The sequence below is a fragment of the Aeromicrobium sp. genome, assembly GCF_050700635.1.
GTDB lineage: Bacteria > Actinomycetota > Actinomycetes > Propionibacteriales > Nocardioidaceae > Aeromicrobium.
Window position 1 is genome coordinate 1 of the sequence record NZ_JBOHDT010000098.1, and the last position, 18,879, is coordinate 18,879.

At 68.7% G+C, this 18,879-nt stretch carries 19 protein-coding genes and 1 pseudogene; 6 read left to right on the forward strand and 14 right to left on the reverse strand.

Features of this window, described 5'->3' with window-relative positions; all coding sequences use genetic code 11:
* The 5 genes from ACRDPN_RS07765 to ACRDPN_RS07785 all read right to left on the reverse strand — a co-directional run.
* On the reverse strand, positions 1-1,357 hold a 1,357-nt coding region (locus ACRDPN_RS07765), incomplete at its 3' end, for an acyl-CoA carboxylase subunit beta (protein WP_431446821.1).
* Positions 1,358-1,436: 79 nt separating this feature from the next.
* Positions 1,437-2,591: an acyl-CoA dehydrogenase family protein gene (locus ACRDPN_RS07770; RefSeq protein ID WP_431446823.1), complete on the reverse strand. Its 1,155-nt coding sequence runs from the start codon at positions 2,589-2,591 to the stop codon at positions 1,437-1,439.
* The gene (locus ACRDPN_RS07775; protein WP_431446824.1) at positions 2,588-4,324 is read right to left on the reverse strand and encodes an acyclic terpene utilization AtuA family protein; all 1,737 of its coding nucleotides are present in this window, start codon (positions 4,322-4,324) and stop codon (positions 2,588-2,590) included. Before ACRDPN_RS07775 ends, ACRDPN_RS07770 begins: the two co-directional genes overlap by 4 nt.
* Positions 4,321-5,121: a TIGR03084 family metal-binding protein gene (locus ACRDPN_RS07780; RefSeq protein WP_431446825.1), complete on the reverse strand. Its 801-nt coding sequence runs from the start codon at positions 5,119-5,121 to the stop codon at positions 4,321-4,323. Before ACRDPN_RS07780 ends, ACRDPN_RS07775 begins: the two co-directional genes overlap by 4 nt.
* Positions 5,118-5,738 carry a TetR/AcrR family transcriptional regulator gene (locus ACRDPN_RS07785; protein ID WP_431446826.1) on the reverse strand — a complete coding sequence of 207 codons (621 nt, stop codon included), beginning with the start codon at positions 5,736-5,738 and terminating at the stop codon, positions 5,118-5,120. The genes ACRDPN_RS07780 and ACRDPN_RS07785 overlap by 4 nt, the downstream gene beginning before the upstream one ends.
* Positions 5,739-5,874: 136 nt before the next feature.
* On the opposite strand from ACRDPN_RS07785, the pseudogene ACRDPN_RS07790 reads away from it, so the two are divergent.
* Positions 5,875-5,967: pseudogene (locus ACRDPN_RS07790) on the forward strand (DUF2510 domain-containing protein); the annotation flags it as partial.
* A 6-nt stretch (positions 5,968-5,973) separates the two neighbouring features.
* Positions 5,974-6,639: a hypothetical protein gene (locus ACRDPN_RS07795; protein ID WP_431446842.1), complete on the forward strand. Its 666-nt coding sequence runs from the start codon at positions 5,974-5,976 to the stop codon at positions 6,637-6,639.
* Here the strand turns inward: ACRDPN_RS07795 and ACRDPN_RS07800 are convergent, their stop codons facing one another.
* The gene (locus tag ACRDPN_RS07800; protein ID WP_431446828.1) at positions 6,640-7,944 is read right to left on the reverse strand and encodes an alpha/beta hydrolase; all 1,305 of its coding nucleotides are present in this window, start codon (positions 7,942-7,944) and stop codon (positions 6,640-6,642) included.
* 110 nt (positions 7,945-8,054) lie between these two features.
* On the opposite strand from ACRDPN_RS07800, the gene ACRDPN_RS07805 reads away from it, so the two are divergent.
* Positions 8,055-9,008, forward strand: a complete 954-nt coding sequence (locus ACRDPN_RS07805) for an NAD(P)-dependent alcohol dehydrogenase (protein ID WP_431446829.1) — start codon at positions 8,055-8,057, stop codon at positions 9,006-9,008.
* A 29-nt stretch (positions 9,009-9,037) separates the two neighbouring features.
* On the opposite strand, the gene ACRDPN_RS07810 is transcribed toward ACRDPN_RS07805, so the two are convergent.
* Positions 9,038-9,982 carry a YeeE/YedE thiosulfate transporter family protein gene (locus ACRDPN_RS07810; RefSeq protein WP_431446830.1) on the reverse strand — a complete coding sequence of 315 codons (945 nt, stop codon included), beginning with the start codon at positions 9,980-9,982 and terminating at the stop codon, positions 9,038-9,040.
* Between the two features lie 77 nt (positions 9,983-10,059).
* A complete protein-coding gene (locus ACRDPN_RS07815; RefSeq protein WP_431446831.1) occupies positions 10,060-10,713 on the reverse strand; it encodes an SIMPL domain-containing protein in 654 nt (217 codons plus the stop codon).
* A gap of 114 nt (positions 10,714-10,827) precedes the next feature.
* On the opposite strand from ACRDPN_RS07815, the gene ACRDPN_RS07820 reads away from it, so the two are divergent.
* The 3 genes from ACRDPN_RS07820 to ACRDPN_RS07830 are packed head-to-tail and all read left to right on the forward strand — an operon-like array spanning position 10,828 to position 13,957.
* Positions 10,828-12,324 carry a flavin-containing monooxygenase gene (locus tag ACRDPN_RS07820; RefSeq protein ID WP_431446832.1) on the forward strand — a complete coding sequence of 499 codons (1,497 nt, stop codon included), beginning with the start codon at positions 10,828-10,830 and terminating at the stop codon, positions 12,322-12,324.
* A 20-nt stretch (positions 12,325-12,344) separates the two neighbouring features.
* A complete protein-coding gene (locus ACRDPN_RS07825) occupies positions 12,345-13,367 on the forward strand; it encodes a patatin-like phospholipase family protein (protein WP_431446834.1) in 1,023 nt (340 codons plus the stop codon).
* Positions 13,358-13,957, forward strand: coding sequence for a class I SAM-dependent methyltransferase (locus tag ACRDPN_RS07830; RefSeq protein ID WP_431446835.1), 600 nt, complete (start codon positions 13,358-13,360; stop codon positions 13,955-13,957). The genes ACRDPN_RS07825 and ACRDPN_RS07830 overlap by 10 nt, the downstream gene beginning before the upstream one ends.
* A 3-nt stretch (positions 13,958-13,960) precedes the next feature.
* Here ACRDPN_RS07830 and ACRDPN_RS07835 read toward each other — a convergent pair whose 3' ends face one another.
* From ACRDPN_RS07835 to ACRDPN_RS07860, 6 genes are all read right to left on the reverse strand, one after another.
* Positions 13,961-14,737: an SDR family oxidoreductase gene (locus ACRDPN_RS07835; protein WP_431446836.1), complete on the reverse strand. Its 777-nt coding sequence runs from the start codon at positions 14,735-14,737 to the stop codon at positions 13,961-13,963.
* Between the two features lie 188 nt (positions 14,738-14,925).
* Positions 14,926-15,570 (reverse strand): histidine phosphatase family protein, encoded by a 645-nt coding sequence (locus ACRDPN_RS07840; protein ID WP_431446837.1) that lies wholly within the window; start codon positions 15,568-15,570, stop codon positions 14,926-14,928.
* A gap of 81 nt (positions 15,571-15,651) precedes the next feature.
* Complete coding sequence (locus ACRDPN_RS07845; protein ID WP_431446838.1) at positions 15,652-16,287, reverse strand: fasciclin domain-containing protein; 636 nt, start codon at positions 16,285-16,287, stop codon at positions 15,652-15,654.
* 26 nt (positions 16,288-16,313) lie between these two features.
* A complete protein-coding gene (locus tag ACRDPN_RS07850; RefSeq protein ID WP_431446839.1) occupies positions 16,314-17,900 on the reverse strand; it encodes a molybdopterin-dependent oxidoreductase in 1,587 nt (528 codons plus the stop codon).
* Positions 17,901-17,974: 74 nt separating this feature from the next.
* Positions 17,975-18,640: a nitroreductase gene (locus ACRDPN_RS07855; RefSeq protein WP_431446840.1), complete on the reverse strand. Its 666-nt coding sequence runs from the start codon at positions 18,638-18,640 to the stop codon at positions 17,975-17,977.
* On the reverse strand, positions 18,637-18,879 hold a 243-nt coding region (locus tag ACRDPN_RS07860), incomplete at its 5' end, for a hypothetical protein (protein WP_431446841.1). The genes ACRDPN_RS07855 and ACRDPN_RS07860, both read right to left, overlap by 4 nt.

Genomic DNA, 18,879 nt, shown 5'->3' on the forward strand with positions numbered 1-18,879 from the left:
CACGCGCGACGATCGAGATGACGCCGGCCAGCTGCGCCGGGCCCATGACCGCCGACTTCGCGTTGGGCCAGCTGAACATGAACCGCGGGTCGTACGCCCGTCCGCTCATGCCGTAGTTGCCGGCCCCGTACGACCCGCCGATGACGATCGAGATGTGCGGGACCTTGGAGTTGGACACCGCGTTCACCATCTGGGCGCCGTGCTTGATGATGCCCTTCTGCTCGTACTCGGCGCCGACCATGTAGCCAGTGGTGTTGTGCAGGAACAGCAGCGGGGTGTCGATCTGGTTGGCGAGCTGGATGAACTGGGCGGCCTTCTGCGAGTCCTCGCTGAACAGCACGCCCTGCGCGTTGGCGAGGATGCCGATCGGGTATCCGTGCAGCTGGGCGAACCCGGTGACCAGACTCGTGCCGTACAGCGGCTTGAACTCGTCGAACTCGCTCCCGTCGACGATGCGCGCGATCACCTCGCGTGGGTCGAACGGCACCTTGAGGTCGGTCGAGACGATGCCGAGCAGCTCCTCGGCGTCGTACCGCGGCTCGGCGAATTCCGTCGCGGGAGCCCGGCCTTCCTTGCGCCAGTTGATGCGCCGCATGATCTGGCGGCCGAGCCGGATGGCGTCGCGCTCGTCGACGGCGAGGTAGTCGGCCAGGCCGGACGTGCGGGCGTGCATCTCGGCGCCACCGAGCGACTCGTCGTCGGACTCCTCACCGGTCGCCATCTTGACCAGCGGCGGTCCGCCGAGGAACACCTTGGCGCCCTCCTTCACCATGACGACGTAGTCGCTCATGCCCGGGATGTACGCGCCGCCGGCGGTGGAGTTGCCGAAGACGAGCGCAACGGTCGGGCGCTTGGCCGCGCTCGCGCGCGTGATGTTGCGGAACGACGCCCCGCCGGGGATGAAGATGTCCTTCTGCGTCGGCAGGTCCGCGCCGCCGCTCTCGACGAGCTGGATGCTGGGCAGCCCGTTCTCCCCCGCGATCTGTGCGGCCCGGAAGCCCTTCTTCAGGGTGCTCGGGTTCGACGTGCCGCCCTTCACCGTCGGGTCGTTGGCGACGATCATGCACTCGACGCCCTCGACGACACCGATGCCGGTGACGACGGACGCGCCCACGGTGAAGTCCGTGCCCCACGCCGCCAGCGGCGACAGCTCGAGGAACGGGGTGTCCGGGTCGAGCAGCAGCTCGATGCGCTCGCGAGCGGTGAGCTTGCCGCGCTCGTGGTGACGCGTCACGTAGCGCTCGCCGCCGCCTTCGAGTGCCTTGGCGTTCTGCTCGGCGAGGTCGGCGACGCGCTCCAGCATCGCCTCCCGGTTGGCGCGGTACGTCTCCGACGTGGTGTCGACGGTCGTTGTCATTCGGGGCCCCCTCGGAAGTGCGAGCTCTCGAAACCGGTGCTTCGGGGTCGCGTCACGGGCGAGCAGTTCCGTGGGGAAATCATGCGTACCCCAGGATCTTCGCGGCCAGGTCGTTGAGGACTTCGTTCGCACCGCCGCCGATGCCGAGGATGCGGGCGTCGCGGTAGTGGCGCTCGACCTCGGACTCGCGCATGTAGCCCATGCCGCCGAAGATCTGCACGGCCTCGTGCACCACGAACTCGCAGGCGTCGACGGCCTGGCGCTTGGCGAGCACGGCGTCGGCGATGACGGCAGGGTCGGTGGTCGATCCGTTCACCGCCTGCTCGTACGCCTGCGCCGTGTAGGCCCGGGCCGCGGCGGTGCGGCGGTGCATGTCGACGAGCTTGTGGCGGATGACCTGCCGCGACGCCAACGGCTTGCCGAACGTCTCACGCTCCTTGGAGTACTGCGCGGCGAGCACGAGCGCCCGCTGGGCGGTGGCGACGCCCTGCATGGCGAGGCCGAGCCGCTCGTTGACGAACTGCTGCATGATCAGCACGAATCCGCCGTTCTCCTCCCCCACGAGGTTCTCGGCGGGCACCCGGACGTCGTCGAAGGCCAGCTCGGCTGTGTCGGAGCAGTGCCATCCCATCTTGCGAAGCGGCCGCGCCACCGTGAAGCCAGGCGTCTCCTTGTCGATCACGAGCAGGCTGATGCCGCCGTACCCGTCGCCGCCCGTGCGCACCGCGGTGGTGACGAAGTCGGCCCGCACGCCCGACGTGATGAACGTCTTGGCGCCGTTGACGACGTACTGGTCGCCGTCTCGCTCGGCCCGGGTGCGGAGATTGGCTACGTCGGACCCGGCACCGGGCTCGGTGATGCCGAGCGAGCCGATCATCTCGCCGGCCAGCGTCGGCCGGACGTAACGGTCGATCAGGTCTGAGTTGGCGCTCTGGACGATGTGCGGGATCGCGATGCCATGGGTGAAGAGCGAGGCGAGGAGCCCGGTGGAGCCGCCGCCATCGAGCACACCCTCGGTGACGACCGCCGCGTCGACGAGGTTCCCTCCCTGGCCCCCGACCTCCTCGGGGAAGGCGACGCCCATGAGGCCGGCCTTCGCCGCGCTGGCGTGCAGCTCGCGCGGCAGCTTTCCGTCGTCCTCCCACTGGGCGATGTTCGGCGCGATCTCGCGCTCGGTGAAACGCCGCGCGCTCTCACGAAGCGTCAGGCGTTCGGGAGTGTCGAAGATGGTCATGAAGTGACTCCCTTCTCGGGCAGCAGGGCGGTCGGGACGGCGGCGTCGCGGGCACGCAGCCACTCGCCAAGTCCTTTGGCCTGGGGGTCGAGCCGGGTCGACGAGGAGACTCCCTCGCCGAGCAGTCCGTGAATAACGACGTTGACGGCCGCGAGGTGCGGCAGCGGATGGATCTCGACGTCCAGCGTCGCCGCCTCGGGCAGCAGGTCGCGCACGGTGTCCTCGTCGAGGAAGGCCGCCAGCCAGGCGAACGCCGCATCGCGGTCGGGGTGGTCGGCGGGGATCCAGACGCCGAGGTTCGCATCGCCACCCTTGTCGCCGGATCGTGCATGCACCAGGCGACCGAGCGGGACGCGGACGGTCTCGTCGACCCACTCCTCCGAGAGGGTGACGCCCACGCCGCGAGCCTCGTGCTCATCAGTGGTGTCCTTCGGCGGCTCGATGTCGATGCGAGTGCCGTCGGCGAGCACCACGACGTGCGGCACCTCTGTCTGCGGGACGTATGCCGGGCGATACACGCCGAACGGCGTGCCCTTGGCCGGCGGACGGGTGACGCTGAAGCCGGGATACGACGCGAGCGCGATCTGGATCGCGGCGTCGCTGAACGAGCGACCGACAGGATCCGGCTCGTTGCTGCGCACGTGGCACTGCAGCAGAGACGTGCCGGCGGCTTCGGTTTCCGGGTCGGGAACGTCCGTGCGGTCGAGCTTCCACTCGACGACGTCGGGCCTGGTGCCGGCATCGAACGCCGCCTCCATCTGGGCCTTCACCAGCTCGGCCTTCTGCGCGATGTCGAGGCCGGTGAGCAGGAACTCCACGCTGTTGCGGAACCCGCCGACGGTGTTGAGACAGATCTTCGTGGTGGACGGCGGCTCCGCACCGACGACTCCGGCGATGGCGACGCGGTCGGGCCCGTCCTGGGTGACGGTCATGGTGTCGAGACGCGTCGAGACATCGGGCCCGAGGTAGACCGGCCCGCCGACCTCGTACATCAGCTGCGCGGTGACGGTGTCGACCGTGACGGCGCCGCCGGTGCCGTCGTGCTTGGTGATCACCCACGACCCGTCCGCCGCGACCTCGGCGATCGGGAACCCAAGTGGCGTGCTCATGTCGATCTCCGTGAATCCGGAGAAGTTGCCGCCGGTGGCTTGGGTACCGCACTCGATCACGTGCCCCGCGACGACCGCGCCGGCGAGGGCGTCGAGGTCGTCGCGGCTCCAGTCGTGGTGAGCGATCGCAGGTCCGACCACCACCGACGCGTCGGTGACCCGTCCGGTGACGACGACGTCCGCCCCTTGCCGAAGCGCCTCGGCGATGCCGAACGCGCCGAGGTAGGCGTTGGCGGTGAGGACGTTGCCGAACGCGAATTCCTCGGCCCGCTCACGCAGGTCGTCGCCCTCGACGTGGGCGACGGACACGTCGACGCCCTGCTCGGTCGCGATCTCGCGGAGCTTCTCGGCGAGCCCGGCCGGGTTGAGTCCGCCGGCATTGGTGACGATCTTGACGCCCTTCTCATGCGCGAGCGCGAGACAGTCCGTCATCTGCTGGACGAACGACTTGGCGTACCCGGTCGACGGGTCCTTCATCCGGTCGCGCCCGAGGATCAGCATCGTCAGCTCGGCCAGGTAGTCGCCGGTGAGGTAGTCGAGCTCCCCTCCCTCGAGCATCTCGCGCATCGCCGAGAGGCGGTCGCCGTAGTAGCCCGAGCAGTTCCCGATCCGCACAGTGCTCATGTCGCATCTTCCGAGACTCGCCGCGGGTCGTTGCCCGGCAGGCCGGCGAACGCCTGGATGATCGTCAGCCAGTACGCCGCGTCGTCACCCTCGGCGTGGACGTCGACGTCCTCGACGTGCCGGCGGCGGGTGGCCAGGAGCACGAAGTCGTAGCCCGAGCCGGTGATCCGCTGTTCTGCCTCGGGCGATCCCCAGGTCCACAGGTCACCGCTCGGTCCGGTGAGGGCGACGTGCACCTCGACGTCCGGCGCCTCCTCGCCGCGCATCAGGTAGGCGAAGCCGCGGGTGCGCACGCCGAGGTGGCAGACGTGCTTGCAGCGGTCGGTCTGAGGCGGCACGATGCCGAGCGCACCGGCGACATCGTGGCCGTGTGCCCAGGTCTCCATGATCCGCGCGGTGGCCATCGACGTCGGGCTCATCGGCGGGCCATACCAGGCGATCTTCTCGCCGTCCGGGACGGCGGCCAGCTCTCGGGCGAGCCGCTTGCGGCCGTCGCGCCACTTCTGCAGCAGCTCGGCGGGCGGCGTCTTCGCCCCCTTGTTCGCGGCGTCGTCGACGTAGCCGGCCGGGTTGGCCGCGGCGATCTTCAGGCCCTCGCTGAATGCTTCGGGGTCGGTGATCGCGGTCACGGACGCCTCGTCGGTCCAGGCGAGATGCGCGATCTGGTGGGCGATCGTCCAGCCCTCCGGGGTGGTGATGCTGGACCACTCGTCGGCATCGAGGGACTCGACCCAGGAGTCGAGCTGCTCGCTCTCGGCCTCGAGGTCGGCGATGACGGTGGCGAGAAGGTCGCTCATGAAGTCTCCAGCTTGTCGTCGAGAACGAGGGCCCAGGCGTCCAGCACGGCGTCACGGCGGCGGCTGTCGTCACTGAGCGAGGCGGCGAGGCCGAAGCCGCGCAGAAGGTCGAGGGTGGCCTGCACCAGGGCGCGGTTGTCGCCGCGGGACTCGTCGACCCCGAACAGCTCCAACGCGTAGGAGTGGGTCTCGCGTCCGATGCGGCGCTCGAGCGGGCCGACGGCCGACCGCAGCTCGGCGTCGGAGCGCGCGGCGACCCACAGCTCGAGGGCGGCGAAGAAGACCGGAGAGACGAACTGCGCGGACAGCACGTCCAGCACGGCGCGGGTGCGGCCCTGGTCGGGCAGGTCGGCCGCCGCGGCGACCATGTCGTCACGGCGCCGCTCGCTCAGGTGCTCCACCGCGGCGACGACCAGCGCCTGCTTGCTCGGGAAGTGGTGCAGCTGCGCCCCACGCGACACCCCGGCGCGCTCACTGACGACCGTCGTGGTGGTTCCGGCCCATCCGAGCTCGACGAGGCAGTCGACCGTCGCCTCGAGCAGCCGCAGCCGCATCGCGCGCGTCCGCTCCCCCTGCGGCGTGCGCGCGGGAGCGGCCCCTGTTGCCTGTGTGGTCATCCGCACCAGCATGAGCCTTCCGACACAAACAGTCAAGCCTGCTTGTTTCTTTCCATCCCGGCCGTCCGCATTCCGCGAACACAGCCCGTTCGCGGTGGTTCCATGGCGATGACGGGGCTGACAAACGGGATGGAGCATGACAGGTCCGCACGCACCGGCGGGGTGGTACCCAGACCCTTGGGACGTAGGTCTCATCCGCTACTGGGACGGAGTGACATGGACCGACGACACTGCAGTGCCTGGTGATCTGGCAGCCGTCAGCCAGACGACCCGTCCGGAGCCCGAGGCAACCCCGCGCGCCGCCGAGCAGATCAGTGTTCCCCAGTCGACGTCAACCTGGGTCAAGGCCGTTCTCGGTGTGCTGATCGCGGTCCTGTTCGCCGGTGCGATCGCCCTCTTGACGGACGTCGGAAGCGATCAGTCCAGCCCTTTCGGCGAGCAGCCACGACAGGAGAGGGCAGTCGTCGAGCTCATCCAGGAAGCCCGTCGCGAGTACGAGGCAGCGAACCACGATCTGCAGCGAGATGCCGCGCTCGCAGACCGGGACCAGCAGATCTGCGCCCTTCTCGGAGATGGTCGGGTCCAGAACTGGACCGGGGAGGTTTATCAGATCGAGTCGGACGGGGACGGCCGTGGGATCCTCGGCATCAACATCGAACCGGACACCCAGGTCGAGACCCGGCCCTCCTTCGCAGACGACGAGAACACGCTGATCGAGCCCGGACCGCTCCTGGACCGGATCACCGCCCTCGAGACTGGACAGGTCGTCACGTTCAGCGGCCGGTTCATCCCGGACGCGACCGAGAAATCCTGCTTCACGAACCCGCGATTCACCCAGCGGAACAAAATCGAGAGACCGCTGATGGTGTTCCGCTTCAGCGACGTCCGCGAGGAGGAGTAGTCAGCTGGCCTGGAAGAACCAGCGCCGCCGGCCGGTGTCGCCCTCGAGCTCGACGTCGATGATGTCCTCGCCGCCCTCAGGGACGTTGTCGTCGCTCACCATCTCGCCGACGAGCGGCTCCTCGTGCGAGTCGGGGTCGACCTCCGGTTCGAGCTCGAGCTCGCCGACAGCGCGGCGGGCGAAGTCGGCCGCGAGCTTGAGCGCCTGACGGCTCTCCGGGATGACGTCGACCATGACCGGGAACGCGTGCACTTGGCCGCGCCATAGATGAGTCTCCACGTCGACGCCGCGCTCGGCCAGCTGCAGCGCCATCGCCTCGACCTCGGGACGTAGGAGCTCGTCCTCGGCAGCGACGAAGAACGCGGGTGAGTTGATGTACTTCGCGGCGAGCAGCGGCGAGGCGTACCCCTCGATCGACGATCCCTCCGGGACCCAGCGTTCACGCACGAGGGCGATTCGCCGCTTGGGAAGGTAGGCGTCGCGCATCCGCGAGACGCGGGCGATGTCCTTGTCGTCACGTTCGAAGTCGAGGCTCAACAGGGGCGAGAACGTCAGTACGGCGGCCGGCGGGGTGAGACCGCGGCGGGTGGCGAGCTCGGCGATCTTCATCGTCAGGTAGCCGCCCGCGGAGTCGCCGGCCACGACGATCTTGTCGGGGTGCTCGACCATCTCGAGCAACGCCTCGTACGCCGAGATCGCGTCCTGGACCGAGTCGGCAACGTGGCCCTCGGGCATCTGCACGTAGTCGACGGAGATGACCTGTCCACCGGTGTACAGAGCGAGCCGTTCGCAGGCGCGGCGGTGGGTCTCGATGCCGCAGGAGAAGAACCCGCCGCCGTGCAGGTACAGCACGGTCATGTCGCTCGACGGGCCGTAGCGATGGGTCATGGACTCGACGCGGACCCCGCCGAGCTCGAACTGGTAGGGCTGGACGTAACGCGAGCGTGGTCCGCGGGCGGAGAGCTGGTCGATCCGACGAAGCGTGGCCAGGGTGCGGTCGTTGAGCGGCATCCAGGCCATGAGCGGCTTGACGAACAGACGCGCCCCGCGCTGCAGCAGGCGGGCGCGGAGGCTGTACTTCTCGTGCACGACGGCCTTCTCGAAGACGACGCGCATGGGCCTGTTGCCGGGCCGCACGATGCGCAGGCGCGACAGTTGGGGCCGCGCAGGCTTGACTCGCAGCAGGAGTAGGGGTGACGGAAGCCGCCGCGCCACGTCGCTGATCCCGTCCAGCAGACGGGGTGCTCGACGCAGCCGTACGTTGGCGACGACCTGCTGGAGGCGGGCGCGGAGCTCAGTCCACATGGCGCCAAGATACCGGCGGTATCCGATGGTGGCAAACGGACGATGCGGCATTTGCGCAGGTCAGGCGGCGGGTGTGACGGCGGCCACCGCGTGAACACTAGGGTTTCGATGTGAAAGCAGTCACCTACGACCGGTACGGCCCGCCCGACGTGCTGAGGGTCGAGAACGTGCCGGTGCCGTCGCCAAAGCCGGACCAGGTTCTCGTCAAGGTGGGCGCGACGTCGCTGAACCTCTCCGACTGGGAATGCCTGTTGGGGAAACCGATGTACGGCCGGATCGGCGGGCTCCGAAGGCCGGCCCGCAGGGTGCTGGGCTCCGACATCGCCGGGCGGGTCGAGGCCGTCGGCTCCGATGTCACCCGGTTCCGTCCCGGCGATGAGGTGTACGGCGACAACCTGGACCTGAAGGGCGGGTTCGCCGAGTATGCCGTCGCGCCCGAGTCCGCGCTGTCCCACAAGCCCGAGGCGTTGACGTTCGCCGAGGCGTCGACCTTGCCGCAGGCGGGCCCGATCGCGCTGCAGGGGACCGCCGCGGCGGCATCGGGAAAACGGGTGTTGATCAACGGGGCCGGCGGTGGGTCGGGTTCGTTCGCGATCCAGCTCGCCAAGCGGGCCGCCGCGCACGTGACGGGGGTCGACAACGCCGGCAAGCTCGACTTCATGCGGGCGCTCGGCGCCGACGACGTGATCGACCATCACCAGCAGGACTACACCCGCGGCGACCAGTACGACCTCGTGCTCGACCTGGTCGCCTACCGGTCGGTGTTCGCGTATCGCCGCGCGGTGGCTCGCGGTGGCCGCTACCTCTGTGTTGGCGGGACCTCACGGGCGCTGCTGCGCGTCGCCACCGCGGGGTTCGTCGTCGGAGGACTGACCGGTCGCCGGTTGCGAGTACTGGTGGTGAAGCCCGGGCCCTCCTCCTTCGAACCGTTCGCCGAGATGTGCATCGCCGGCGACATCCAGATCCACATCGACCGCACCTTCACCCTCGAGGAGGTGCCCCAGGCACTGGCCCACGTCGGAGAGGGTCGCGCCCTCGGGAAGGTGGTCGTCCAAATCTCCTAGGCTTGGTCGGGGACCTTCTCCTTTCCAGGTCAACCCACGGCAATCCTCGACCGCATCCGACGAGCGACGGCGACGCCGACCACCATGGCGACCACCACGACGAGTGACGACACGTTCAGCTGGGCCATGCCCGACAATCCATGTCCGAGGTTGCACCCGCCGGCGATCCAGCCGCCGACGCCGAGCAGGAAGCCGCCGCCGGCAAGCTGGACGTAGCGCACGGGTCGTTCGCCCCGCACTCGGAAGCCGCCCGCAGTCCGCGCAGCGATGACGGCTCCGCCGACGATGCCGAGCAGGAAGGCGATGAGCCAGTAGTTGGGGGAGCCGGTCGCGATGCTGTTCACCGCCCCGACCGAGCTGGGGCCGAAGGTCGAGTCGCCCAGGGCCGCCAAGGTCCACCCTGCGGTGATCGCCACGCCCAGACCGATGCCGGCGTACGCCCACCCCCAGCCGCGACCGCGGGACGTTCGGTCTCGAGGGGCGGTACGCCAAAGGCCGATCGCCACGATCGCGAGCGCCGCCGCGGCGACAAGGAGACGGGGGAGTCCGAACAGGCCGGGCAGGGTTGCGCCGTCTCCGCCCGAGAGCAGTGTCGGCCCCGGCACCGTGATCTCTCGGGCGACCAGCTCGCCCATGCCCCAACCCGTCAGTCCGACGAGCGCTCCGAGCATGCCAGCGCCCAGCCGGAAGAACAGTCCGGATATGCAGGACTGCGCCACCACCATGCCGACGCCGAAGATCAGGCCGCCGATGACATTCGCGACGGGCCGGAAGGCCAGCCCGCGATTCAGCTCCTCGGTTCCCGGCAGCGTGAACAGGATCGCCAGACCGACCGATCCGAGCGCGACACCCAGCGCCCATCCGCGGGCCAAGGTGAAGCGCCTAGCCAGCGAGCCCGCGATGGTCGAGTGGAAGCAGAGCTGCCCGCGCTGCAGCACGTACCCCATCACGAGGCCGGCTACCGCACCCGTCACCGCGGCGATCGTCATCTCACCCCGGCAGGTCTGAGCTGTTCACGAGCTTCGATTCCTCGCGAGCCGGACGAGTACATCTAATCCGCCTCGAAGCGGGCGTCCACCTCGACGTGGATGACGATCTCGCTGGGCGTCAGGTCGAGCTCCGCGGCGCCTTCGTCACTCGCGGCCGTCCGCATGAAGACCGGCGTTGGCGGCTGGTCGCCACCGCCGTTGAGCATGCCCTGGTCGGCGATCTGCAGCGCCAGGACCCGGCCCCGTCGCACCGCGTCCGCAAAGGACTGCGCCTTGGTGATGGCGTGGTCGACGGCAGCCTTTCGGACGTCGGCCTCGTAGGCGCGCCGATTGCGCGGAGTGATGTCCCACGCGATGCCGTCGATCTCGACGCCGTCCTTGCCGGCCCAGTGGTCGACGAAACCGCTGAGCCGCTCGAAGTCGGTGAACTCGGCTGCGAGCTGGACCCGCGCGACGTGCAGCAGCTCGCCCCGCTTTCCATCGCCGATCCAGGGCCGATGGCCGAAGACCCGGACCTCGTCGTTGGACCAGGTGGACACGGCCCCCCGATCGGCCAGTCCACGCAGCTGTTGAACCAGGGGTTCGAGCACAGAGACGGCGCCGGCGTAGACCTGTTGCTTGTCCGCACCTTCGAGAGTGGCAGCCATGGAGACAGTGGCACGCTCGGCCGCGTATCGCTGCTCGGCCGTTCCACGCACCGTGATCTCGAGAGTCATGGCCCCATCGTGCCGCACGTCAATGACGTGACATACGTGACATCCGACTTGTCACATCGCAGCAGGTGGTGTTCACTATTCAGATACCGCCGGTATCCGAAAGTCGAGGAACTCATGCCCAGCAAGACCGACCGACACACCCACGACGCGATCATCGTCGGCGCCGGGTTCGGGGGGATGGGTGCAGCCATCGCGCTGCGACGCCTCGGCATCGACGACCTCGTCATCCTCGAGCGTGAGGACGACCTGGGCGGCACGTGGCACGTCAACCGCTATCCCGGCCTGGCCGTCGACATCCCGTCGGCCACGTACTCCTACTCCTTCGAGCCCAATCCGAGCTGGTCGCGCCTCTATGCACCGGGGGCCGAGCTCAAGGCCTACTGCGACCACGTGGCCACCAAGTACGACCTGCGCAAGCACATGCGCTTCGGCGTCGTCGTCGAAGGTGCCCGCTGGGACGAGGAGAAGCAGCACTGGATCGTCAACCTCCACGACGGGGAGACGCTGACCGCCCACTACCTCCTCACCGCCACCGGGTTCCTGTCCCAGCCCAAGATGCCCGAGATCCCCGGCATCGAGACGTTCGACGGCACGGTCGTGCACACCACGAAGTGGGACCACGAGCTCGACCTCACCGGCCGCCGGGCCGCCGTCATCGGTACCGGCGCCACCGCCGTTCAACTCATCCCTGAGATCGCACCGAAGGTCGCCGAGCTCACCGTGTTCCAACGCACCGCCATCTGGGTGACCCCGAAGTCCGACGGCCCGGTGCCGAAGGCCCTGCAGACCCTCTACGCGCGGGCACCCATCACCCAGCGGATCGCCCGCGGCATCGGCTCGGGCATCCTCGAGGTCATCATGGTGGCGGGCGTGCTGAAGTACCGCCGATTCAAGGCGTTCAACTCGATGGCCGAGCGGGTGGCCAAGAAGCACATGGCCCGGCAGGTGCGCGATCCCGAGACACGGCGCAAGCTCACCCCCGACTACTCGTTCGGGTGCAAGCGACCGACCTTCTCCAACGACTACTTCCCGACCTTCAACCAGCCGCACGTGCACCTCGAGACGACGCCGATCGCCCGCGTCGAGCCCGATGCGATCGTCACCGACCACGGCGTGCGTCACGAGATCGACACCCTCGTCCTCGCCACCGGCTTCAACCTGTGGGACACGAACTTCCCGGCCATCGAGGTCATCGGACGTGACGGCCGCAACCTCGGCAAGTGGTGGCGCGAGAACCGCTTCCAGGCCTACGAGGGCATCACGGTGCCCGAGTTCCCCAACTTCTTCAGCCTCAACAGCCCGTACTCGTACTCCGGCCTCTCGTACTTCACCACCATCGAGAGCCAGATGAAGCACATGACGCGGCTGCTCAAGGCGATGAGGCGTCAAGGAGCCTCGCAGTTCGAGGTCACCGAGGAGGCGAACGCCGAGTTCCTCGCCCGGATGAAGGACAACCTCGACGACTCGGTGTTCACCCTCGGCTCGTGCTCCACCGCGCGCAGCTACTACTTCAACCAGCACGGCGAGGCGACGCTGCTGCGTCCGACCTCCACCCTCGGCGCCTTCCGCGAAGCCGCCCGCTTCCCGATCTCCGACTACGCCCTGTCCTGAGACCGTCCTAGGGTCGGTGCATGACTCCCGAAGCCGATCCGCGCAACGCCCACGTCGCCGACCTGGTACTCGAGGGGGGCGGTGTCAAGGGCATTGCGTTGGCCGGCGCAGTCTGGGCCTTCGACGACGAGCAGTGGACGTTTCCGCGCATTGCCGGTACCTCGGCGGGCGCGATGGCCGGGGCCGTGATCGCGGCTCTTCAAGCCGCGGGCGAGCCGCTCTCTCAGGTCGTCGAGCTCGCCAAGACGATTGACTACCGCAAGTTCCGCGATCGCGGCTTTCCCGGCAGCTGGCTCGGCCCGCTCGGGGCCCTGACCGATCCGTTCGCCCTCGTGCTCGAGCAGGGCGCCTACGAGGGCGACTACCTGCACGACTGGGTCCGTGGCGTGCTGGCCGACCTCGGGGTGCACACGTTCGGCGACCTGCGGCGTGACGACCCCGCCGACGACGGCCACATCCACCACCAGTACTCGCTCGTCGTCACCGCCAGCGACATCTCGCGCAAGCGACTGGTCTACCTGCCGTGGGACTACGCGGAATACGGCCTCGATCCCGACGAGCAGAGCGTCGCCGACGCGGTGCGGGCCTCGGCGTCCATTCCCTACTTCTTCGAGCCGGTCACGCTCAGCGGCACCCGCGGACGCTCGACCCTGGTCGACGGTGGACTGCTGTCCAACTATCCGATCTCGGCGTTCGACCGCCTCGACGACCTGCCGCCCCGCTGGGCGACGCTCGGCATCCGGCTCGACGCACTCGGCATCGGCGAGGAGCCGCCACCTCAGCGGGTGCGCAACCTCGTGTCGATGGGCATCGCGCTGATCGAGACCGCCATCGAGGCCAACCAGGCCGAGCACGTGCTCGACCCGTGCAACGTCTCCCGCAGCGTCTATGTCGACACCCGCAGCGTCGGGGCCGTCGACTTCTCGATCAGCGAGGAGGAGCAGCGTCTCCTCGTCGAGCGCGGCCACGAAGCGGCGGCGGACTTCCTCGCGCAGTGGGAATATGACGCCTGGCTACGACGCTGTCGACCAGCATGGACCTGACCTCCGCCGAGACCTGGGACGAGCGCTACCGGGAGTCTGATCGCATCTGGAGCGGACGACCCAATCCGCAGCTGGTGGCCGAGGCAGCCGACCTCCCGCCCGGTCGAGCGCTCGACGTGGGGTGCGGCGAGGGGGCCGACGCCATCTGGCTGGCCGAGCGGGGGTGGACGGTCGTGGGCACCGACATCTCGCAGGTGGCACTCGACCGCGCCGAGCGCCATTCACCGCCCGCTCTTGCCGACCGCATCACGTGGCGACAGACCGATCTCGTCACCGAGCCGCCCGAGCCCGAGGGCTTCGACCTCGTCGCTGCGCACTTCATGCACCTTCCGCCCGGTCCGCGGGCCGCGATGTTCCGCGGCCTCGTCGCCGCCGTGCGCAGTGGCGGGCTCCTCCTCATGGTGGGTCACGACGTTCGCGAGGTGCACACCGGTCCGGGACGGCACCAGGGGCCAGACGTCTACTTCACCGCCGACGAGCTGACCGACCTCCTCGCTACGGACTGGCACGTCGAGGTGAGCGAGATGCGCCGACGTCCGGCCGGCGATGCCCACGGGCACGATCTGGTGTTCCGCGCCCGCCGCGGTTGAGCCTCAGACCATCCTGCGAAGAACGCTGAGCGGCGCGTGCTTCATTACCTGGCCGAGCGGCGCCCACGGCCACGTCGGGATGGCGGCGTCGGTGACCTCGCGCTCGATGGCCTTGACCAGCGCCTTGCAGCCGGTCTCGGTGTCGACCATCAACCTGGGCGCCTGCTCCACGCCCTCGTTCATCTCGGACGCGATGTAGCCGGGGAACAGGGTCGTCACCTTGATGTCGAGGCCCTTGCGGTTGATGAGGTCGGAGCGGATGCCCTCGGCGAGGTGGGCCACCGCAGCCTTGGTTGCCGCGTACGTGGTGATCGTCGACGGCATGCCGCGCATGGCCGACATCGAGGAGATGACGACGAGATGGCCGGCTTTGCGCTCGTAGAAGTGCTCCATCGCGGCCTCGCACTGCGCAAGCGCGGCGACGAAGTTCGTCTCGGCGGTCTGCTTGTTGGCGTGGAACTTGCCGGTGCCGATGCGCCCGCCCTTGCCGAGCCCGGCGTTGACGATGACGCGATCGAGGCCGCCGAGGTCGCGGATCGCCTGCTTGAAGACGGCGAACACCTGGTCGTGGTCGTTGACGTCCAGCCCGTGCACGACGACCTCGATGTCGGAGTGGCTCTTCTCGAGCTCGTTCTTCAGCTCGTCGAGACGGTCGACCCGCCGCGCCGTCAGCGCCAGGTTGTGGCCCTTGGCGGCGAGGATGCGGGCCATCCCCGCCCCCAGCCCTGAGCTGGCTCCGGTGATGAGCACGTTCTTGCGCATTCGGACCTTCTTTCCCATGGCACGACAGTAGGTTGCGGGGCAAACCGGTTCTCCGAAGGGGCCTCCCATGACCGATCAGCTTTCCACGACAGAGACATCCGAGCAGGCGGTCACCCCCGACGCGATCATGCAGCTGGGGTTCGCTTTCTGGGCTCGAAAACGCTGCTGAGTGCGGTGGAGCTCGACGCCATTCACACAGCCCAGCGTCAGCGGAACGTCACCAGGTCGCGGGGCAGGTGGGTGTGCTCGTTGAATGAGAGCACGCGGGGGCCGGTGCTGCCATTGATGATGGTCGTGACGCTCGCGTTGACGATCACCGCGTTCAGCCGGATGAAGAGTGAGTCGTCGCCGGAGAGCAGATGCGAGACCACGGTCGCGATCGGACCGCCTGAGGTGAAGACCGCGACGTGCTGGCCCGACCCTGCGGCCGTGAGCGCCCGCTCGAACGACCCGACGACCGTGCCGCGCCAGTCGGGGTACGACGCTGCGTCGTGGTCGAGCGTGCCGTCCATCCATCGGGCCAGGGACATCTCGAGCAACGGCTGGAACTCGCGCGGCGTCATGGCGACCCGCTCGGCGGTCAGCGCCCGGTGGTCGTACTCGTCCCACCCGGCGTCGACGTCCCAATAGGTTGCACTGTCGTCACCCCGACCGCTCGCGTCGATGGCGGCGATGGCGGTCTGGGCGTGCCGCTTCAGCGAGCCGGAGACGGCCGAGGTCGGCCCCCAGTCGGACGCCTCCCAAGCCATGCCGAGCAGCGCCGACTGCCGGGTTCCGAGCTCGGAGAGCTCGTCGTAGTCGTCGGAGTGCCAAGAGGCCTGGCCGTGCCGGATGAGATGGATCGCGCCCACGCCGGGAAGCGTATCCCCCGGAACGGCGGGGGGCCGGCTCGATCAATCGAGCCGGCCCCTGCCGTGGAGATGCTGCCAGGTTCAGCTGGGCGGCATCAGGACGGTGTCGATCAGGTACACCGTCGCGTTGGCGGTCTTGACGCCACCGCAGATGACGGCGGCCTGCTCCTCACCGACGGTGATGGTGTCGCCCTCACCCTCGACCGTGAGCTCGGCGCCGTTGACGGTCTTGTGCGTGCCGGCAACCTCGTCGGGGGGGAGCTGACCGGCGACCACGTGGTAGGTCAGCACGCTGGTGAGCGTCTCAGCGCCCTCGGGGGTGCCGAGCGCCTTGACGGTCTTCTTCGGCAGCTTCGCGAAGGCGTCGTCGACCGGCGCGAACACGGTGAACTCTCCACCGTTGAGCGTGTCGACCAGGTTGACGTCCTCGTTGAGCTTGGCGCTGACGGCAGCCGTGAGGGTCTTGAGCAGCGGGTTGTTGCTCGCGGCCGTCGCGACCGGGTCCTGGGCCATGCCCTCGACCGAGCCGGCGCCGTCCGGCACCTGGCTGGCGTAGTCCTCGCAGCCGGGTCCGACCAGGGTGGATTCTTCTTCGGCCGGTGCCTCAGTGGTCTCCTCGGCGGTTGCCGGCTCGTCCTCCGAGCCACAGCCAGCCGCGAAGAGCGACAACGAGGCGACCGCCGCCACAGCGAGGGTCTTGCCTTTGGTGGTGCGCATTTCCTTCTCCTTTGGTTGGGGTGGTGCTACTCGACGCGGAACTGCACACTGTGCCATCCGGTCGACCCGTCCGGCGCGATTCTGGCGCGGTCGGAGGTCTGGGTGTTTCCGTCCTGGTCGGTGGCTCGGACGGTGAGCTGATGGGTGCCCGACGTGGCTTCGTCCCACGTCCAGGCCCACTGGCGCCACGTGTCGATGGAGTCCTCGTCGGCCAGCTCGACGTCCTGCCACGGTCCGTCGTCGACCCTGACCTCGACGGCCTGGATCCCGGTGTTCTGGGCCCACGCGACGCCGCCGACGCGGACCTTGTCGGGCGCGAACGTCTGGAATCCCTTGGGGACGTCGATGCGCGAGGAGAACTTGATCGGTGCCTGAGCGGCGTACCCGCGGGACGTCCAGTACGCCTTGAAGTCGGAGAACTTCGTCACCTCGATGTCGATCAGCCACTTCGTGGCCGAGACGTAGCCATACAGGCCGGGGGTGACCATTCGCACCGGGAATCCGTGCTCGAGCGGGAGGGGCTCACCGTTCATGCCGACGGCGATGAGGGCGTCGCGGTTCTCGTCGGTGAGCGCGCTGAGCGGTGTGCCGATCGTCATGTTGTCGGCGCTGGTGGTCTTGACGGCGTCGGCGCCACTCTGGACGCCGGCGCGGGCGAGCAGGTCGCGCACCGGGACGCCGAGCCACGCGGCGTTGCCGACGTAGGGCCCCCCCACCTCGTTCGAGACACACGTCAACGTGATGCGGCGCTCGACGAGCCGCTCCTTGAGCAGGTCGCGGAAGCTGAGCTCGATCTCGTTGTCGACCATCCCGTGGATGCGCAACGTGTAGCCGTCGACCGGCACCTTCGGCACGGTCAGCGCGGTGTCGACTCTGTAGAAATCGCGGTTGGACGTGATGAAGCTGCTGACACCCTTGACGTCCGCCTGGGCGCCGGCGGGGACCAGTGCTGCGGGGTCGGCCGGACGCGGGAGCGAGACGTCGAGCCGCGACTCTGCGGCAGTGTTCTGGCCAAGGAACTTCGCGACCACGCCGCCGAGGGCGATCCCGGCGCTCGCACCGAGAACCGCCCGGAGGAAGGCGCGACGGTTGAATCCGCTGGACACGTCGTCACCGGCCTTCGGTGCGAGCTCGAGCGCCCGGAGAAGGACAACGAGCGCACCGAGGCTCACCGCGAGGGTGACGAGCGCCGGGATCAGAGTGAGGGCGCGCGACGCGATGGCCGTGCGGTCGAGGGCCGCGGCTCCGAGCGCCAGCAGTCCGAGGACGATGAAGATGCCGTACGCGACGCGGGGACGGCGAAGGCCGATCCAGCCGGCGACGGCGGCGACCCCGAGCAGCGTGACGATCATTCCGCCGATCAGCACCGGCTTGTCGTTCTCGCCAAACTGGCGGACGGCGAACTCCTTGAGGGGCCGCGGCGTCATGTCGATTGCGCGATTGCCGATCGACACCAGCGGCGACGGCACGCCGGTGAAGAGGGCGGCGAAGCCGGTGCCCATGGCGACTCCGGCGGCGGCGGCGAGGAGGCCCGACAGTGCGCCGGTCCACCAGGGCGCGAACCGCCCGGTGTCGCGATCCGCCTCAGCGGCGCGCACGCTCGTCGTCTGCATGTGGGTCATTCGCCGCGACGAGACGAGCGGATGGGTCGCCGACCGTGTCGATCTGCGGAGATCTGCAGTGGGCGTCAGCCGCGGAAGATGACGACGTCCTCGAGATCGGCGCGCGACGTGCGATATGTGGCCGTGGGGTGGTCAGGATCCGCATACCCGAACGAGATTCCGCAGACCACTCGTCGGGTGTCGGGAAGGTCGAAGTAGTCGCGCAGGAACGGCGATCCGGCGGCCAGCGCCGCCTGCGCGCAGGCTCCCAGACCCAAGGCCTGTGCGGCGAGGAGGAACGAGTCGACGTACAGGCCGCAGTCGATGGCACCGTACACGCCGAGGTCGGCGTCGGTGGTGAGGATCGCGACGTGCGGCGCACCGAAGAACTCGAAGTTGCGCAGCATCTGGAGGGCCGAGGCCTCCCGGTCGCCCTTCGCGACGCCGACCGCCTCGTACAGCTGCCAACCGCTCTCACGGCGACGCTCCCGGTAGATGCCGTTGTAGCTGACCGGGAACTCGAAGTCGCTGCCCGACCAGTCGAACGAGTCGAGCAACGCCTCCCGCAGCTTCCTGGTCTCCTCGCCCGACGTGATGACGAGATTCCAGGGCTGGGTGTTGCACCACGACGGCGTGCGCTGGGCGATGGTGAGCAGACGCTCGATGACGTCACGCGGGACGGGCTCGTCGGTGAAACCCCGACAGCTCCACCGATCGGTCAGCAGCCGCTCGAGAACCTTCTCGTCACTCATGGAGCCCTCCACTGGCCGATGAGGGTCTGCAGCAGGGCGATCAGCGCGATCGGCTGGTCGAGCATGATGTGGTGGCCCGCGTCCGGCACGAGGGTCACCGGCACATGGCCGCCCAGGATCTCGGCGACGCTCGACGTGATGTCGGTGGTGGCCATGCCGCGTTCGCCTCGCACCAGGGCGACCTCACACGCTGCCGACGCGAGGTCCTCGGGCTCCATCTGCGAGCTGAGGAAGATCGA

Coding starts and splice junctions, on each gene's coding strand:
- ACRDPN_RS07780 (WP_431446825.1), bottom strand. CDS start 5,121: ATGAGCGACCTTCTCGCCACCGTCATCGCCGACCTCGAGGCCGAGAGC.
- ACRDPN_RS07830 (WP_431446835.1), top strand. CDS start 13,358: ATGGACCTGACCTCCGCCGAGACCTGGGACGAGCGCTACCGGGAGTCT.
- ACRDPN_RS07850 (WP_431446839.1), bottom strand. CDS start 17,900: ATGCAGACGACGAGCGTGCGCGCCGCTGAGGCGGATCGCGACACCGGG.
- ACRDPN_RS07855 (WP_431446840.1), bottom strand. CDS start 18,640: ATGAGTGACGAGAAGGTTCTCGAGCGGCTGCTGACCGATCGGTGGAGC.
- ACRDPN_RS07825 (WP_431446834.1), top strand. CDS start 12,345: ATGACTCCCGAAGCCGATCCGCGCAACGCCCACGTCGCCGACCTGGTA.
- ACRDPN_RS07835 (WP_431446836.1), bottom strand. CDS start 14,737: ATGGGAAAGAAGGTCCGAATGCGCAAGAACGTGCTCATCACCGGAGCC.
- ACRDPN_RS07845 (WP_431446838.1), bottom strand. CDS start 16,287: ATGCGCACCACCAAAGGCAAGACCCTCGCTGTGGCGGCGGTCGCCTCG.
- ACRDPN_RS07785 (WP_431446826.1), bottom strand. CDS start 5,738: ATGACCACACAGGCAACAGGGGCCGCTCCCGCGCGCACGCCGCAGGGG.
- ACRDPN_RS07820 (WP_431446832.1), top strand. CDS start 10,828: ATGCCCAGCAAGACCGACCGACACACCCACGACGCGATCATCGTCGGC.
- ACRDPN_RS07800 (WP_431446828.1), bottom strand. CDS start 7,944: ATGTGGACTGAGCTCCGCGCCCGCCTCCAGCAGGTCGTCGCCAACGTA.
- ACRDPN_RS07775 (WP_431446824.1), bottom strand. CDS start 4,324: ATGAGCACTGTGCGGATCGGGAACTGCTCGGGCTACTACGGCGACCGC.
- ACRDPN_RS07770 (WP_431446823.1), bottom strand. CDS start 2,591: ATGACCATCTTCGACACTCCCGAACGCCTGACGCTTCGTGAGAGCGCG.
- ACRDPN_RS07815 (WP_431446831.1), bottom strand. CDS start 10,713: ATGACTCTCGAGATCACGGTGCGTGGAACGGCCGAGCAGCGATACGCG.